The organism is Bacillus sp. JNUCC-22, from assembly GCF_018861275.1.
In the GTDB taxonomy this organism is placed as follows: domain Bacteria; phylum Bacillota; class Bacilli; order Bacillales; family Bacillaceae; genus Bacillus; species Bacillus velezensis.
In genome coordinates this window covers 1374712-1390103 of sequence record NZ_CP076408.1, presented here as the reverse complement: position 1 = coordinate 1390103, position 15392 = coordinate 1374712, and the positions used below count along the sequence as shown (strand labels likewise).

Annotated in this window: 18 protein-coding genes; 2 read left to right on the top strand and 16 right to left on the bottom strand. The window is 46.2% G+C overall.

Annotated features, from left to right (window positions below):
• Positions 1–5 precede the first annotated feature (5 nt).
• From pfkB to JNUCC22_RS07190, 12 genes are all read right to left on the bottom strand, one after another.
• Positions 6–917 carry a 1-phosphofructokinase gene (pfkB, locus tag JNUCC22_RS07245; RefSeq protein ID WP_025284666.1) on the bottom strand — a complete coding sequence of 304 codons (912 nt, stop codon included), beginning with the start codon at positions 915–917 and terminating at the stop codon, positions 6–8.
• Positions 914–1669 carry a DeoR/GlpR family DNA-binding transcription regulator gene (locus tag JNUCC22_RS07240; RefSeq protein WP_007409639.1) on the bottom strand — a complete coding sequence of 252 codons (756 nt, stop codon included), beginning with the start codon at positions 1667–1669 and terminating at the stop codon, positions 914–916. The genes pfkB and JNUCC22_RS07240 overlap by 4 nt, the downstream gene beginning before the upstream one ends.
• Positions 1670–1951: 282 nt before the next feature.
• Positions 1952–3145, bottom strand: coding sequence for an ABC transporter permease (locus JNUCC22_RS07235; RefSeq protein WP_025284665.1), 1194 nt, complete (start codon positions 3143–3145; stop codon positions 1952–1954).
• Positions 3142–3834, bottom strand: a complete 693-nt coding sequence (locus tag JNUCC22_RS07230) for an ABC transporter ATP-binding protein (RefSeq protein WP_007409637.1) — start codon at positions 3832–3834, stop codon at positions 3142–3144. Before JNUCC22_RS07230 ends, JNUCC22_RS07235 begins: the two co-directional genes overlap by 4 nt.
• Positions 3835–4971 carry an efflux RND transporter periplasmic adaptor subunit gene (locus tag JNUCC22_RS07225; RefSeq protein ID WP_012117453.1) on the bottom strand — a complete coding sequence of 379 codons (1137 nt, stop codon included), beginning with the start codon at positions 4969–4971 and terminating at the stop codon, positions 3835–3837.
• A 1-nt stretch (position 4972) separates the two neighbouring features.
• Positions 4973–5671 carry a YknW family membrane protein gene (locus JNUCC22_RS07220; RefSeq protein WP_025284664.1) on the bottom strand — a complete coding sequence of 233 codons (699 nt, stop codon included), beginning with the start codon at positions 5669–5671 and terminating at the stop codon, positions 4973–4975.
• 323 nt (positions 5672–5994) lie between these two features.
• Positions 5995–6228, bottom strand: coding sequence for a molybdopterin converting factor subunit 1 (gene moaD / locus JNUCC22_RS07215; protein WP_007409633.1), 234 nt, complete (start codon positions 6226–6228; stop codon positions 5995–5997).
• Complete coding sequence (locus JNUCC22_RS07210; protein WP_007409632.1) at positions 6225–6695, bottom strand: molybdenum cofactor biosynthesis protein MoaE; 471 nt, start codon at positions 6693–6695, stop codon at positions 6225–6227. Before JNUCC22_RS07210 ends, moaD begins: the two co-directional genes overlap by 4 nt.
• Positions 6696–7217: a molybdopterin-guanine dinucleotide biosynthesis protein B gene (mobB, locus tag JNUCC22_RS07205; RefSeq protein ID WP_032868152.1), complete on the bottom strand. Its 522-nt coding sequence runs from the start codon at positions 7215–7217 to the stop codon at positions 6696–6698.
• On the bottom strand, positions 7178–8470 hold the full coding sequence (glp, locus tag JNUCC22_RS07200) for a molybdopterin molybdotransferase MoeA (RefSeq protein WP_007611114.1): 1293 nt from the start codon (positions 8468–8470) through the stop codon (positions 7178–7180). The genes mobB and glp overlap by 40 nt, the downstream gene beginning before the upstream one ends.
• A 17-nt stretch (positions 8471–8487) precedes the next feature.
• Complete coding sequence (locus tag JNUCC22_RS07195) at positions 8488–9507, bottom strand: molybdopterin-synthase adenylyltransferase MoeB (protein WP_007611113.1); 1020 nt, start codon at positions 9505–9507, stop codon at positions 8488–8490.
• A gap of 50 nt (positions 9508–9557) precedes the next feature.
• The gene (locus JNUCC22_RS07190) at positions 9558–10160 is read right to left on the bottom strand and encodes a molybdenum cofactor guanylyltransferase (RefSeq protein WP_216062234.1); all 603 of its coding nucleotides are present in this window, start codon (positions 10158–10160) and stop codon (positions 9558–9560) included.
• Positions 10161–10305: 145 nt separating this feature from the next.
• Between JNUCC22_RS07190 and JNUCC22_RS07185 the strand changes: the two genes are divergently transcribed.
• Positions 10306–11298 carry a coiled-coil domain-containing protein gene (locus JNUCC22_RS07185; RefSeq protein ID WP_021493753.1) on the top strand — a complete coding sequence of 331 codons (993 nt, stop codon included), beginning with the start codon at positions 10306–10308 and terminating at the stop codon, positions 11296–11298.
• Positions 11299–11321: 23 nt separating this feature from the next.
• Here JNUCC22_RS07185 and rok read toward each other — a convergent pair whose 3' ends face one another.
• Positions 11322–11918, bottom strand: a complete 597-nt coding sequence (gene rok, locus JNUCC22_RS07180; protein ID WP_082997942.1) for a transcriptional regulator Rok — start codon at positions 11916–11918, stop codon at positions 11322–11324.
• Between the two features lie 451 nt (positions 11919–12369).
• On the bottom strand, positions 12370–12828 hold the full coding sequence (locus JNUCC22_RS07175) for a TlpA disulfide reductase family protein (RefSeq protein ID WP_007611110.1): 459 nt from the start codon (positions 12826–12828) through the stop codon (positions 12370–12372).
• A gap of 287 nt (positions 12829–13115) precedes the next feature.
• Between JNUCC22_RS07175 and JNUCC22_RS07170 the strand changes: the two genes are divergently transcribed.
• A complete protein-coding gene (locus JNUCC22_RS07170; RefSeq protein ID WP_038463800.1) occupies positions 13116–13922 on the top strand; it encodes a mechanosensitive ion channel family protein in 807 nt (268 codons plus the stop codon).
• Positions 13923–13955: 33 nt separating this feature from the next.
• On the opposite strand, the gene JNUCC22_RS07165 is transcribed toward JNUCC22_RS07170, so the two are convergent.
• Both JNUCC22_RS07165 and JNUCC22_RS07160 read right to left on the bottom strand, forming a co-directional pair.
• Positions 13956–14201, bottom strand: a complete 246-nt coding sequence (locus JNUCC22_RS07165) for a YkuS family protein (RefSeq protein ID WP_216062233.1) — start codon at positions 14199–14201, stop codon at positions 13956–13958.
• 60 nt (positions 14202–14261) lie between these two features.
• Complete coding sequence (locus JNUCC22_RS07160; RefSeq protein ID WP_216062232.1) at positions 14262–15386, bottom strand: N-acetyldiaminopimelate deacetylase; 1125 nt, start codon at positions 15384–15386, stop codon at positions 14262–14264.
• Between the last annotated feature and the right edge of the window lie 6 nt (positions 15387–15392).

Here is a 15392-nt window from a genome sequence, read left to right as displayed (position 1 = left end):
CTCCTCTATAGACGTGTGACTTTAACTTCAGGAAGAAGCTGCTGTACAAACTCTTCAGTTCCGAGTTCTTCAGAAAATGCCGTTGCGCTTCCGGAAGCAACTCCTAAACGGAACGCATCTTCCAAAGGCAGCTGTTTTGAAATTCCCGCAAGGAATCCCGCGACGACGGAATCACCCGCGCCTACCGAATTGACAAGCTTTCCTTTAGGAACATTGGCGAGGAAAACCGCCTCTTTCGTAAATAAAAGCGCACCGTCGCCAGCCATCGAAACAATCGCATGTTCAGCGCCTTGTTCAATCAATTTTTTACCGTAAGGAACGGCAGCTTCGGCTGAATCAATGACCGTATTGAACATTTCGCCAAGCTCATGATGATTCGGCTTCATCAAAAACGGTTTCATTTCTGTCGCTTTCATCAGCGCTTCACCGGAGATGTCCACCACTACCCGGGCATTCTGCTTTCTGCATGCCTCAGCAATTTTTTCATACGTGTTATGCGGCAGGGAAGAAGGAATGCTTCCCGCTAAAACGACGATGTCTCCCTCTTCCAAAGCGGAGAACTGTTCTAAAAAGGCATTGAACATTTCGTCTGAAATCGTCGGGCCCTGTCCGTTAATTTCCGTTTCATCGCCCGTTTTCAGTTTTACATTTATACGTGTGTCTTCATCTACCTCAGAAAAAGCCGTTTCCAGACCTTCCTGCTGCAAAAATGACGTGATATAATTTCCGGTAAATCCGCCGACAAACCCCAATGCTTTTGACGGCACATGATGTCTTTTCAGTAATCTCGAAACGTTGATGCCTTTTCCGCCGGGATACTTCGTGTCATAGCTGGAACGGTTTAAACCGCCTACGGCAAAATCTTCAACGTGAACGATATAGTCAACAGACGGATTGAGGGTTACAGTGTAAATCATGGTTTCACTACCTTTACGACAGTTTTTTCTTGGTAATTATCGAATGCAAGTTCTTCAGCTTCAGTGGTAATGATAGCGGCATCGCCCAAGGCGGCGAACGCTGCGAAAGAAATCTCGCCGAATTTAGAAGGATCGGCTAAAACATACGCATTTTTCGCCTGTCTCACAGCCTTTGTCTTCAGAAGAGCCTCATCCGGATCGGGTGTTGTAAAGCCGGCTTCAATGTGCACGCCGTTCACCCCGAGGAAGCTTTTGTCAAAACGGTACTGGCTGACCGCCGTTAATGAGGCGCCGCCGATCATCGCACCTGTTCTATGCTTCACATATCCTCCGAGAAGATAAAAGGGGATCCCTTTCCTTATTAAAGCGTCGATATGCATAACTCCGTTTGTGACAACCACAATGTCCTTAGAGGGATCTATAAAATCAATCATGTGCAATGTAGTTGTTCCCGCATCAAGATAAATACAGTCACCTTCTTCTAATAAAGATGCCGCTTCTTCTGCGATCTTCAGTTTATCCTGAAGGTTTTTGGAGGATTTTTCAAGCATATCGGGTTCTTGCCTGCTGTTGGAAAGTTTAGACGCCCCGCCGTGAACGCGTTTTAAAAATCCGCGCTCTTCAAGTGTTGATAAATCTCTTCTGATCGTTGATTCAGAAGCATTTGTCATACTTATCAGCTCTTGAATCTTCACCACATCACGCTTTTCAATCTGATCCATAATCAGCTGATACCTTTCAGGAGTGAGCATATTCCGCCTCCTTTGGAAACGTATTCATTTCGGCTGCAAGATAATTGTAAACGCTTTTTTTACTTCTAGCAACTAAAATCACTCAAATTCACTCAATAACTATCAAAATCTTTCACATTTGTTCATATTAACGTATGTACATAGGGTTTGTAAACTGTAAATTCGACAAAAAGGGGGACAATTGTATGACATTTTCTTTTTATCATAAATGAAAAAAGTCTATTATATTCATTCAATCATTAAAACACAAAAAAACCCCATGCAGACTGCATGGGGTACGGGTTATTCATACCGTAACGCTTCAATCGGATCTAAGCGTGATGCTTTGTTGGCGGGCAGCATACCGAAAATGACACCGATCAGCATACTGAACAGCACGCCGATACAAACCACCTGCCAGGAAACGAGCGACGGCCAGCCTGCGATAAGGGAAACGAGTGATGCTCCCCCGTAGCCGAGACAGATTCCGATTAAGCCGCCGATTAATGTAAGCACAACAGATTCAATTAAGAATTGTGTCAGAATCTGTCCTCTCGTGGCACCGAGCGATTTGCGGATGCCGATTTCTCTTGTCCGTTCCGTCACTGATACAAGCATAATATTCATGACCCCGATCCCGCCGACAATGAGAGAAATACCGGCGATCGAACCGATGATCGTCGTCATGACGGTCGTGACCTGGCCGATGCCCGCCGCGATTTCTTCCATATTCATGACTTGATAGGCCTCTTTTGTACCGTGATTGTCATTTAAGAGACGGGCCGCTTCTTTTCCTGTTGATTTGATTTGATCAGCTGACTCCGTCTGAACGGAAACGTTGCTGTAGTCGTTAGTACCGAAAGACGTTTTCAGCATGTTGAACGGCACATACATTTCACTGAGTCCTAACGATAAAAAGCCGCTCTCTTCTTTCAGTACGCCGATTACTTCAACGGGCTGTCCGCCGGCCCAGACGATTTTTCCGAGCGGAGACGTTTTCCCGAACAGCTTTTCAGCCATTTTTTTCGAGATGATTCCCGCTCTTTTCCCGGAAAGAAAATCATTATCCGTAAATGTCCGTCCATCTTGAACATCCAGTTTTTTTACGTCCATGTAGCCGCTGTTAATGCCGTTCAGCGTAATATCCGTGTCTTCTTCATGGTAACGGGCCGTCATGGATTTTACCGCGGAAGCGACAACCTGCTTTACGCCGTCCACTCCTTTTAATCCATTAATATCTTCTTCTGTAAAACTCGCTTCCTGTAAGGCGTTCGGATTGGCTGTTAATTCTTCATCACTGGGCATGTAAAACAATTCAATCGTATTGCCCGGCCCGCTGATGGATTGCTTCAGCATTTGCTCTCCGCCTTGGCCGACAGCCACAACAACAATTACTGAACCGACGCCGATAATGATTCCGAGCATTGTCAGAATCGATCTCAGCTTGTGAGCTCTTACGGAACTGAGGGCCATTCGGAGATTTTCTGACAGGCTCATTCCCCCACTCTCCTCTGCTCAGCATCGCGGGAAACGATCATGCCGTCACGGACGAAAATCACTCTGTTTGTACAGTCCGCCACTTCAGGCTCATGAGTGACGAGCACCACGGTCACGCCCTCTGCATTAAGCTCTGTGAACTGCTCCATAATGGAAATGCTTGTTTTCGTATCCAGCGCGCCGGTCGGTTCATCAGCTAAAATGAGCTTCGGTTCGTTCACGATGGCTCTTGCAATCGCGACACGCTGCTTCTGGCCGCCCGACAGCTCATTCGGCATGTGACGCATCCGATCCGCCAAACCGACTTTTTCCAGCGCGTGCTCAGCCCGTTCCTCACGCTCTTTTTTGCCGATACCGGCGTAGATCATGGGGAGTTCGACATTTTTTCTTGCATTCAATCGCGGCAGCAGCTGAAACTGCTGAAAGACAAATCCGATTGATTTGTTCCGGACCGCCGCAAGCTCTTTTTCAGTGCATGAAGAAACATCTTCGCCCGCAAGCCTGTAACTGCCGGACGTCGGTCTGTCCAGACAGCCGATGATATTCATGATCGTAGATTTTCCCGATCCCGACGGTCCCATAATTGACACATATTCTCCTTCTTCAATCGTCAAGTCAATTGAACGGAGAACATCAAACGTCTCCTTGCCGATCTGATAGCTTTTTTTCACCTTTGAAAGCTGAATCATCTATGCTTTCACATCCGTTCCATCAGTCAAACCGTCAGCCGGATTCAGAATGACTTTATCATCCTTTGAAAGCCCCTCTTTTATCTCCGTAAGCTGATTTGCGGTATCGCCGACTTTAACTTTCACGCGTTTGGCCTTCCCGTCTTTCACCGTAAAGACCCAGTGCTCATCTCCGTCTTTTTTGACCGCGGAGGACGGCAGCGTATCGGCTTTCCGTTTGTCGGTTTCAATGTTCATAATTAATTTAAACCCCGGCTTGCCCTCCGGAAGGTTTCCGATCAGCTTAACCTGAAACGGATACTGCACAGCCTGTTCCGTGCTTTCCCCTGAAGCAGCGCTTGACTTTTGATCAGGAACGAGGCCGACAGCCGCCACTCTCCCTTTCCACGTTTTACCGGGGATGGCGTCTGAGGTAATCGTAACGCTTTGTCCCTTTTTCACTTTCAGCGTGTCGTATTCGGACAAATTGCCGGCAACGATCAGGTGTTCCGGGTCTCCTATATGTATAACCGGTTCTTGAATATCCGATTTTTTAGAAGCCGCTTCTTGATTTACCGAGATTACCGTCCCGTCCATCTCACTCTTAACATTGAGATTCGCCACCTGATTTTCAAGAGACTGCTTTTGCAAATCAGATTGCTTTAATTCGATTTCCGCCGTTTTTTGCTGAAGCTGCAGATCAGTCCGTTCGGATTCAATTTGTTTTTTGGCTTCCGCTTCTCCCACTTGTTTTGCCAGATCTTGTTCCTTGCTGTTTAATGCTCTGAGTTTTTCTTCAACTTGTTCGATTTGCATCCGTTTTGATTGTTCTGTCAACTCGTTTTGTTCTTTATCAAGATTGAGCTGCTCATTTGTATACGTGACTAACGACGATCCTTTTTTTACTTTGTCGCCTTCTTTTACTTTCACTTTATCAAGAGTTCCTTTATCCGCTTCATAAAAAACATACTGTTCTTTAGAGAATTTAAGTGTTCCCGGAACCATAACCGTAGAGGAGATTTCTCTATTTTCCATGGTTCCGGTTTCGATTTTTTTCCCGGCGCTGCCGCCCGCGGGAGCGGCAGACTTATAAATATTGATACCGATGAATACTGCAACAATTACGGCGATGCCGATTCCGATCCAAATTTTTTTCATGTTATACACCTGCTGTCACTGAACTTAACAGTCCTCCGACTGCCGAAACTAAAAGCATAATAACAAACAGGACAATCGCGGAAGTCCAGGCCGCTTTTTTCGAAATGCCGCCTGTATAGCGAAGTCCCAAAGCGAGCAGAATATAGCTCCAGATGCTGAAAATGTCGAACGCGCTTAAAAAGACCGCGACGCCGTCTCCGGCCGGTATGACACTCGCCAAAGATGTTACGGCATACAATGAGCCCGCACCGGTAAAATAAGTAACAAGACCGTTAATAACTAAGCCGATATTGGTAATAAATGCCGTAAACAGGCTGAGTGAGAGCATTTTTTTGTAAGTTGTCACGCCGCCTGAAATTTTGACGCACAGCCAGTAAATGAGCGGAACGATAAACAGAGCGATAATGCCCCCGAAGATTCCTCCGAACATCGTGCCGAATTTAGCGAAGGTTTTGGTCATTTCAATCTGATCATCCGTCAAACCGTCAAGAGATGAGCTGTTCAGCACTTCTTCATAATTCATCCCAAGACCGCGCAAAATACTGCCGGCCGCGATGAGAATGATGACAATCAGGAGAGGAATGCCGATGACCGGCTTTTCTTTTAATCTTTTAAACTGCACAACAGGACTTGTAATGACGCCGAAAATTGACGGCTTTTCCGTTACTGCCGTATTGCTTTTTTCCAGGTTTGGTTCCATATTGCTGATGCCTCCTATGTATTATTCTGTTTATACGTACGCTTTAGGCTGAGAGAAGTTTCAATTTTTTTGCCGTTTGCGTATTTATGCTAAATTGTAACACAAATTCTCAGCTTTACGTTCCATAATTATGTAAAAAAAAGCATTGTCTGACCGGTATGACGGGAGGCTCAAAGCCTTGTGAAGGCACTGTCTTCAGCCTATTCATGCAGTCAAAACCAGCTCAATCGCAAATTCCTTTAAATCCCATTTAGATATTCTCTGGAATTCAGCGCCTATATACAAAAAAGCCGGATGGCAATGATGCACATCCGGCTCTTTTTTCACCCTCCGCTTACAGGAGGGATAAAGGCAATGGTATCACCTTCTGTTACGATGCTGTTGTCTTTTACATATGTTTCATTGATTGCGATCATGGCATTGTCAATCGTCTGAAGGCCGTACCGTTCCTTTAGCAGCGTTTTTACAGCAGACGCCGCCGTCTCTTTTTCGTCAAGTTCAATGACCGGTGTTCCCGCCTGCTCCGCAAGCCCGGCAAACAATAATACTTTAATCATCGCGATTCCCCTTTATGCAAATCCGGTTTTCCGTTCGGATAGGGCGTTGTTTCCAGCTGATCGCCTATCCATTCTTCTCCGTCTTCCCAGATTTCTTTTTTCCATATCGGCACAATCTGTTTTATCCGTTCAATTGCATATTCATTCGCCTCATATGCCGCCTTTCTGTGCGGAGAAGACACGGCGATTACGACCGCTGCTTCTCCGATATCAAGGACGCCGACACGGTGAGTGATTGCAGCTTCGGCTCCTTCCCATTTCGCACTGATTTCATCGCCGATTTGAGAAAGCATTTGAACAGCCATCGGTTCATACGCTTCATATTCGAGACGCACCGTCCGCCGTCCGGCAGTCCACTCTCTGACCGTGCCGATAAACGTTGTGATGGCGCCGGCTTCACGCTTTTCAACTTTTTTTACGATATTTTCCGCAATGATAGGTTCCCTTGTAATTTGAAAACGTTCCATTTATGCAGATTCCCCTTTCAGCTGCGAAAGCACAAACATCATGGCAGCCGGATCGTCCGCATGGAAAACGGGCATGCCTGCATCTGCCGGCATATGCTCCGTATTTCTGCTGATAACCGCGATCACGCGCTCCAAATGCTTCAGCTTTTGCCAATCTTCGCTGTCTTTGATCATAATGATTTTCGGATGCGGCGCATGTTTAAATCCCTCTATGAGAAGACCGTCAATTCCCAGGCATTCATACAGACTGATCAAACCCGCCAGATCCCATTTTTTTCGCGCCGTAAGCTGCAGGACGCCATCCCCTTCTACTCCCGTAACCGCGGCCCCGGCTTTTGAAAAACGCTCCGAGTCTTTTCCGTCAGAAAAAGGTTCCGGTTCTCCGCCGTGTCCGTGATGTTTTAAACATCCAATATCGCACTCTTTCGGCGCCGCTTTCAGCACACGTTCAATAAACGTTGTTTTACCGCTGTTTTGAAAACCTACGATCTGGACGATCGGGAAAGAATTGACCACGGCCATTCACTTCCATTCTCATCACGGATGAGGAGCGCGTGAACCGTCCGGCCCGCTTCATACCCCCTCGTTCCTCCCGGCAGAAGGATAAACGCGTTTGCTTCGGCTAGAGATGTGACTGAGCTTGATTTGTCGAGACCGACCGGTGACGCCATCATCTTTCCGTCCTTATGATAAACAAACGCCCTCACAAATCTCGTAAATGGATTCGGTTTCGGAAAGTCGTTTGTTAACACGGCTTCCGCCCATCCGGAATGAGGTTTTTCATTCAGAAGCCATGTCTGAATCATCGGTTTGACAAACAGGGTGAATCCGACATAACATGCGGACGGATTGCCTGAAAGGCCGAACAGCAGCATGTCATCGGCCCGGGCGACAGTTGTCACGCTCCCCGGGCGCATTGCCACTTTGTTAAAAAGAACTTCCGCTCCGAGCTTATTATAAATGTCTGGAAGAAAATCAAAATCGCCGACTGACACGCCGCCGGTCGTGATCAGAAAATCAACTTTTTTCATAGCTTCCTTCACCGCATCATAGCTGTCATCAAAATCATCGGAAATTTTCCCTAAGTTCAGCGGTACCGCGCCCGCTTCAATGACCTGGGCATACACCATGGCAGCGTTGCTGTTGCGGATTTTCCCCGGCTCAAGCGGATCGCTGACATGAAGAAGCTCGGTCCCCGTTGCGATAATGCCGACAACCGGCTTTCTGACCACTGGAACAGAAGCATAGCCGAAGGTTGCTAAAAGAGCGGTTACGCCCGGCGTGATTTTCGTCCCTTTTTTTAATAGCGAGCTGCCTTTTTTCGCATCTTCTCCTTGATATGAAATATTATCACCCGCATGAAAAGGGCGTTTCACTGACATGTAATTCGTCCCGTTTTCAGAAAACGTTTTTGTCAGCTCAAGCATCACTACGGCATCCGCACCTTTTGGAATCTGCGCCCCCGTCATAATGCGGACCGCTTCATAAGGCCCGAGTTCTTTTTCTGACACGGCGCCTGCTCCGATATGGTCAATGACTTCAAAGGTGACGGCATTGTCACGGGAAGCCGTTTTTGAATCGCTCGCCCTGATGGCAAACCCGTCATACGGGGAACGGTTAAAGGCCGGCACATCATGATCCGCCTTAACATCCTCCGCCAAATAGCGGTGGAGACTGTCCTCAAGCGCCACCCATTCGGTATCCCCCTGTTTTTTATACCGGCTCACCCGGCGGACTGCTTCGTCCACCTGAATCGGCGTTCTTTTTTCAAGCATAGCAATATCTCCCCTTCCTACAGTCCGATCACCCTGGCCAGAACTGAATTTGCTTCTTTTATATCGTTTGTACCGTGAATCAAAGCCCGTCCGTCCTGAAAAATAACGATTCTGAAGCGCTCATACGCCATGTGCAGCAGAAATTCATTTGCTTCCACTTTACCGATCTGCTTCAGACGTTTGACAAGCTCTTCTTTATCCAGCCTCTTTAAGGCTTCCGATCTGATTTGAACGGTGTCTCTTCCGCACAGCACGCTTGCTTTCGGCCTGTTTTCAGGCTGCAGATACGGATATACGGGCTCCGCGCCGCAGGAAGGGCAATGATCCCGTTTGATCTGATCCACATTTATGCTCATATTGGTGTTATTCCACACGTCAAACGTGAAAAAGCGCCGATTTACCGCCGCATGATTTCCTGTCAGCAATTTCAGCGCCTCAGCCTGCTGATAAGCGGAGACGATATGAACCGCCGGAGGTATGATGCCTGCTGTATCACATGTCGCTCCGCCCACGGGCATTTGCTCAAACAGGCAGGATAAACACGGCGTAACCCCCGGAATAATCGTCATGCACATTCCCTGACTGCTGACACAGGCACCGTAAATCCAAGGTGTTTTCGTTTTCAGCGCCAGATCATTGATGACCATTCTCGTTTCAAAATTATCTGTCGCATCCACGATGCAATCCGCTTGTTCGATCAGCGGTTCGAGCGTTTCCGCCGTACCTTCCGCCGCGTAAGCATCGATATGTATATCACTGTTTACCGCCAAAAGACGCGCCTTGGCCGCCATTGCTTTCGGCAGGCGCTGTCTCGCGTCTTCTTCTGTATACAGCTGCTGTCTTTGTAAATTGCTCCATTCCACATAATCCCGGTCAATAATCGCCATACGGCCCGCTCCGGCTCTTGCCAGGCCCTCTGCCGCTGCTGTTCCGAGGGCTCCGGCTCCGACAATCAGGACACTGCTGTCAGCCAGCGCCTGCTGCCCTTTTTCCCCTATCGGCTTAAATCTTGTCTGCCGCGAATAGCGCTCTTCCATCTGTGTTGTCCCCTTGCATTTTTATTTCATCATACCATGTTTCTTCCCGATCAGTCTTGATTTGAAGACTCGACATGCGCCAAAAGTCTGGTGTAATCGTCCTGTGTGTTGATATTAGCGAACTCCTCCGGCCCGGCGCCGATGTCTTCAGCCTGCACATAACAGACAGACAGCCGTTTCAGCGTGTCTGTCATTTTCAGTTTGTTTTGTGTCAGCTGATCAAAAAGCACATCCTGCACCCGCTTATGATAAACCGCCAAGAGGGGCTGCTCTCTGTTTTCACAAACCGGTATGACAGCGTCCAGGTTTCCGGTCAGCTTCATTTCAAGCGCCGCCATCGTTTTTCTTTTCACGAGCGGCGTGTCACAGGATATGACCGTATATATTTCGCCTTCCGTTTGTTTCATTGCCGTATAGATGCCGGCAAGCGGGCCCATTCCCCGAAACCGCGGCTCATCGGCAAAAACATGCCGCTCCCTGTTTGATAAGAACTTTTTTATATGTTCAGGGCGGCTGATAATTACCGTTTCTCCGCCGCCGAAGGCTTTTTTCGCCTGTTCATAAAACATGCCGCCCTTCCACTTTGCAAAAGCTTTCGGTTCTCCGAATCTTCGGGAAGCTCCCCCCGCTAATATTACATTCACCCGTTTCATGTCATCTCTCTCCCATTCTATATAAAAGCATAGCAAACGCCTCAGCCGAAATACAATATTACGGTGCTTGTCTGTTTAATTAAGAGGAATAGCCGTTGATCCTTTCCCATATTGTAGTGTTAACATCATGAGGGAGATGGTTCTTATGAAAATATCCGGTCCGTTTTTCCACGACACTTCTCAAGAGAACCTTTACTTGAAATCCGAACTTTCCAGATGCAGAAAATTAATTTCAGAATTTGAAGCAAGCTACTTCCATCAAAAAAATAATAAGCTTCAGGAGGAAAACGCCAATATTAAAGAGCGGCTTCACAAGCTTTCTGACGAATTGGAAGCCATGGCTCAAAAACACAAACAGACAAGTGACACGGAACGTTCTTTGCATGAAATCAGAGCCGGGCTGCTCGATAAAATCGTCATTCTGCAAGAACTGCTTCAGCAGGAAACGTTTCGGCGGAAAAATGAGATGGAAGAAAAGCACCGTCTGCATCTTACAAATGTAAAATTTGAAGAAGAAAATAAAAACTTACATACCCGCATCCGCTCACTTGAGACCGCCATTCAAACTGAACGGACTTCTCACGAAGATATGAAACAGCGTTATCATGCCGCTGCAGACGAAAATACCCGGCTCCAAACACAAATGATAGAAAAAGAATACCAGCTCAAACATATTAAAATAGAAATTAATCATATGAGAGATCGAATACTAGAAACAAAAGAACGGCTTGTAGAAATAGAAAAAACGAAAGAAAAGTTATTTCAAGAAACCATTCTTTCGTATAAACGGCAGCTGGACGAAAGTGATGCTTGGATTGCCGGCCATTTTGCTGATATTGACAGCCGCACGGCGGAACCGGCGGAACAAGCTCTGGAAATCCCTTCTGTTTCTAAAGAGACTGTTCAGGCAGAAGACTTGCTTAAAGCCGTTACCGAACAAGTCATCTCCCTGCAAAAACAATTTGTACAATCAGAGTCCCGCGATCAGTCGTTTGATGAAAAACTGGATGCGTTGAAAGAACGTGCTGACGGCGAAAAGCCTTTCCAAAAATATGTCGTCAAGCTTGAAAAAAAGCCGGGAAAAGATGCGTCACTTCCACAGAATAAGCGGGAAAACGCAAAAAAACTGCTTGAGTAACGCAAGCAGTTTTTACTGTTTTATTATTCAGCAGCCGTATCATTTGCCGTTTCTGATGTTTCCTGAGAAATTTCTCCCTCAAGAATATATTGGCCGCGGTATGGTTTTTTCACTTCCGGATACATTTTAATTAAGCTTTGCATAAATGTTGTCATATTAGGAATTTCAAGGCCGCTTTCCTTTTCAATTTCCTTTTGCAGTTCGGAACTTTTGATCGCTGCATTGTGGCGTTTCAATGTTTTAATCGCTGCTTCGCGCAGTTTTGCCGCTTTTGATCCCGGTCTCGCCGTCCCTCTTCTTCTTCTTGTAGAACCGTCTGGAATGCCGGCGGGAAGAGACGTAATAGACTGCATCTGCGGCTGGGAGGATTGAGGTTGTGTCTGCGGCTTTTGATAGCTTCTCATTTCCTGTGCTGCAAGCTCTGCAAGCACCGGGAGAGAGTCACTTTTTTTCTCCGGACGAAACTCTTTTTTTGTATCGGACAGGCTGCCTGTATTGTCTAATTCTCTCAGTTTTGCATATATTTTATCACGTTCTATTTGATATTCACGAATGACTTTTACCTCTGCTTCGTTCAATTGTTCTAAACGTAAGCGCAGCGCTTCTCTTTCATTAAACATGTGTAAAACCCCCTGTCAAAAATTTAAACGCTTTTATTAAGATATTAGATTACAAAAGTAATTTTATCAACTATTATTTTATCATTTTACTATTTTATTTACTCTATGAAAAAGTGCTTATTTTCTGAAAATGGTACTTTATATACAAAAATCCCTTATCATATAGGGGATTCTGGACAAAGTTCCAATTTATTCAACCATTTCAAAATATAACTTGAAATTACTTGTTTAATGAAAATTAGCGTAATATCTACAATTTTCGACTATAATATGTAAAAGATTATGATATGGATAAAACAAGCGGTACAGCGTGTTTACGGCTGTTTCTCTTATTTTTTAAGCCACACATGTCATATTGGAATTTTTTATCCAATAGACACAAAAAAACCCTGTTACCTAACGGCAAAGGGTTTGCGGAACCGAGACAATAGTCCGACGGAGATTGTCCCGATTACTCAGAAGCCTGCTCCGATTCTGAAAGTACTCGGCTGACGCGTTTTTCAAGCATTTTCATCCCGCTTCCTCCCGCTTGAAAATGGCGGAACTGTCCGCTTTTATCAAAAACGTAATAAGCCGGCACATATTCATTTTCAAATGCTTCAGTCAGCGTATGATCGCTGTCGACGTAAATCGGCTGAGAGATATCGTGTTCAGCCGCTGTTTCCTTGATTTTCTCAAGATCAAGATCATCTTCGGAACGGGGCATGTGAACGGCCACCACATTCAGCTGATCTTTATATTTATCACGAAATTCGTTCATCTCAGGCATCGCTTCTTTACACATGCGGCAGCTGGCGGACCAGAAGTGAATCAGTGCCGGCTTTCCGCCGACCAGCTGTTCCTTCGTGACTTCTCTGTTAATCCATGCTTTAGCGCCTGTCAATTCAGGCATTTGCTGACGTAATTTCATCTTATTTCCCTCCTTATGAAAAAGGTTTTTTGCCGGGGCTTTCAGTTTCGCCGGGCAACGTACTCCTGTTTTCCCTCCAAAGGATATCATTTGGCTGAATCACCATGTTAAAATGAGTGTGGCGATTTCTTAGTTCATATCTTCACAAAAATGATGATATTGAAACCGGCAATATGAACAAATCATAAATGAAATAACTGATTTCTATTAAAAGGTTTATTTTATTTTAAAAACGGGTATATCACTTTTAGCTTTTTCTGCAATAGACTTGAAAGGAAGACATCACTATGATTGATTTAAAACACTTTGATTGGGCCGGGCTTCTCACATCTGCCGGGATTTTCATCATAAAGCTGGCTCTCATTATTTTAGCGTACTTTATTTTCCGGGCGGCAGGAAAAAAGCTGATCAAGCATCTGTTTCAGAAATTCGAGCAACAAAACAACCTATCCACAGGCCGTGCTTATACTTTGCGAAGCCTCGCGCTTAATGTATATGGATACATCCTGATTTTCGTTTTTATCGTGATGATTTTGGATTTATTTCACTACAATCCGAGCGCTCTCATTGCCGGCGCCGGCGTGGTCGGTCTCGCAGTCGGCTTCGGGGCTCAGGGGCTTGTCAGTGACATCGTCACCGGATTTTTTATCCTTTTGGAAAAACAGATCGACGTCGGCGATTATATTACGGTTGCCGGCTACAGCGGCATTGTCGAGCAGGTCGGTCTCCGTACGACGCAAATCCGGAGCTTTGACGGCACGCTTCACTATCTTCCCAACCGGGGCATTACGAATGTGAGCAACCATTCCCGCGGAACGATGCAGGCGCTTGTCGATATTAAAGTGCCGCTTGAAAAAAATCTTGATGAAACCATTCAAATCCTGCAAACCGCGTGTGACAAAGCAGCCGCTGAGCTCCCGCAGATTAAGGAAGGGCCGGACGTCATCGGGGTTCAGGATTTAAGCACGTCAGAAATGGTAATCAGAATCATTGCCAAAACAGAAAATATGGAGCAATGGCGGGTTGAACGCGTACTGCGGAGAGAAATAAAAATCGCGCTCGACCGTTTTAAAAACGCCGCTTCCGCCGAATAGAAAAACCGAAGCGTAAGCTTCGGTTTTTTCTTTTTATTGAAATTTTTTTTCCACTTCGCTGCAGATTTCGTCGGCGGTCATTCCGGAAGCCGTAATGACGGGAGCCTGAGTTGACGTATCGGCAATTCCTTGGACATTGCTGTCAAGTCCGGTTACGACACAGCAGTCACAATTCTTCGCATCCTCAGGAGTCTTCATCATCACTACGTCATATCCTTTTTGTTTTAACGCCTGTTCTACATCCGATAAAGATTGTTCAATTCCAATTTTTTTCGTCATATTGAACACCTCCGTTATGTAGAATGCTCAATTTTTGTTAGATTATTCTTCTTTTCGGATTTAATTGGCATACTTCGAAAAATATCCGACCATGACATTTACCGCGGTTTCCATCGCATCTTCATCCGGGTTCAGCTTTGCGTGATGAAGCCCGTGGGATGAATCGGCCCCCAGCCAGAACATAAAGCCGGGATATTTTTTCAGCATATATCCGAAATCTTCTCCGGTCATCGCTTCTTTCGCCGTTTTCACGTCAGCAAGATGATGATCGCTGACAAATTGCATAAATTCTTCGGTCAGGCCGCTTGTATTATAAACTTGATGATAAACGGACGGATACGTGACTTTTCCTTTGCATCGGAAGCCGATTTCAATTCCTTTGACAAGCTCTTCAATCCGCTTTTTCACCATACACATTGATTCCCCGGAAAGCGTCCGGATGGTTCCCTCCAGATGAGCATGCTCTGCGATGATATTTTGCGCCGTGCCCCCGGTAATCGTTCCGACAGTTATCACAGCACTGTCAAGCGGATCCGTATTTCTGGATATGACCGTCTGCAGCTGCGTGACAAGCGTGCTCGCGGCAACGACCATGTCGTCTGCTGTATGCGGATATGCCGCATGTCCGCCTTTCCCCTCAAGATCGATGACGAGCTCGCTTGTATTGGCAAACAGCAATCCGCTTTTGGTGGAGATTGTGCCTACAGGAAGCTCAGGTGCTATATGGAGAGCGGTAATCAAATCCGGCGTCCATTTTTTCAGCACATCGCTTTCAAGCATCGGTTCCGCTCCGCCCGGTCCTTCTTCAGCCGGCTGGAATAAAAAGAGCAGATCATGTTTGACGGGATGATGGACAAAATGATCAATAATGCCGAGCGCGATGGTCATGTGCATATCGTGGCCGCATGCGTGCATAAAACCGGGGTGTTCAGATGCAAACGGAAGCCCCGTCTGCTCTTCAATCGACAGAGCGTCTATATCCGCTCTGTAGGCGAGCATTTTTTCCGGAGCCGTGCCGTTGACTTTGACAAAGATGCCGGTTCTCCAAGTTTCGATTTCAATTCTTTCCTCCGGATATTGGTTCAATAGATTCAGCAGGTACTGTTGGGTTTTATATTCCTGAAAGCCGATCTCCGGAATGCGGTGCAGATCTCTTCGGATGGCAATGAGCCGCTCTTTTTCCATATGTAT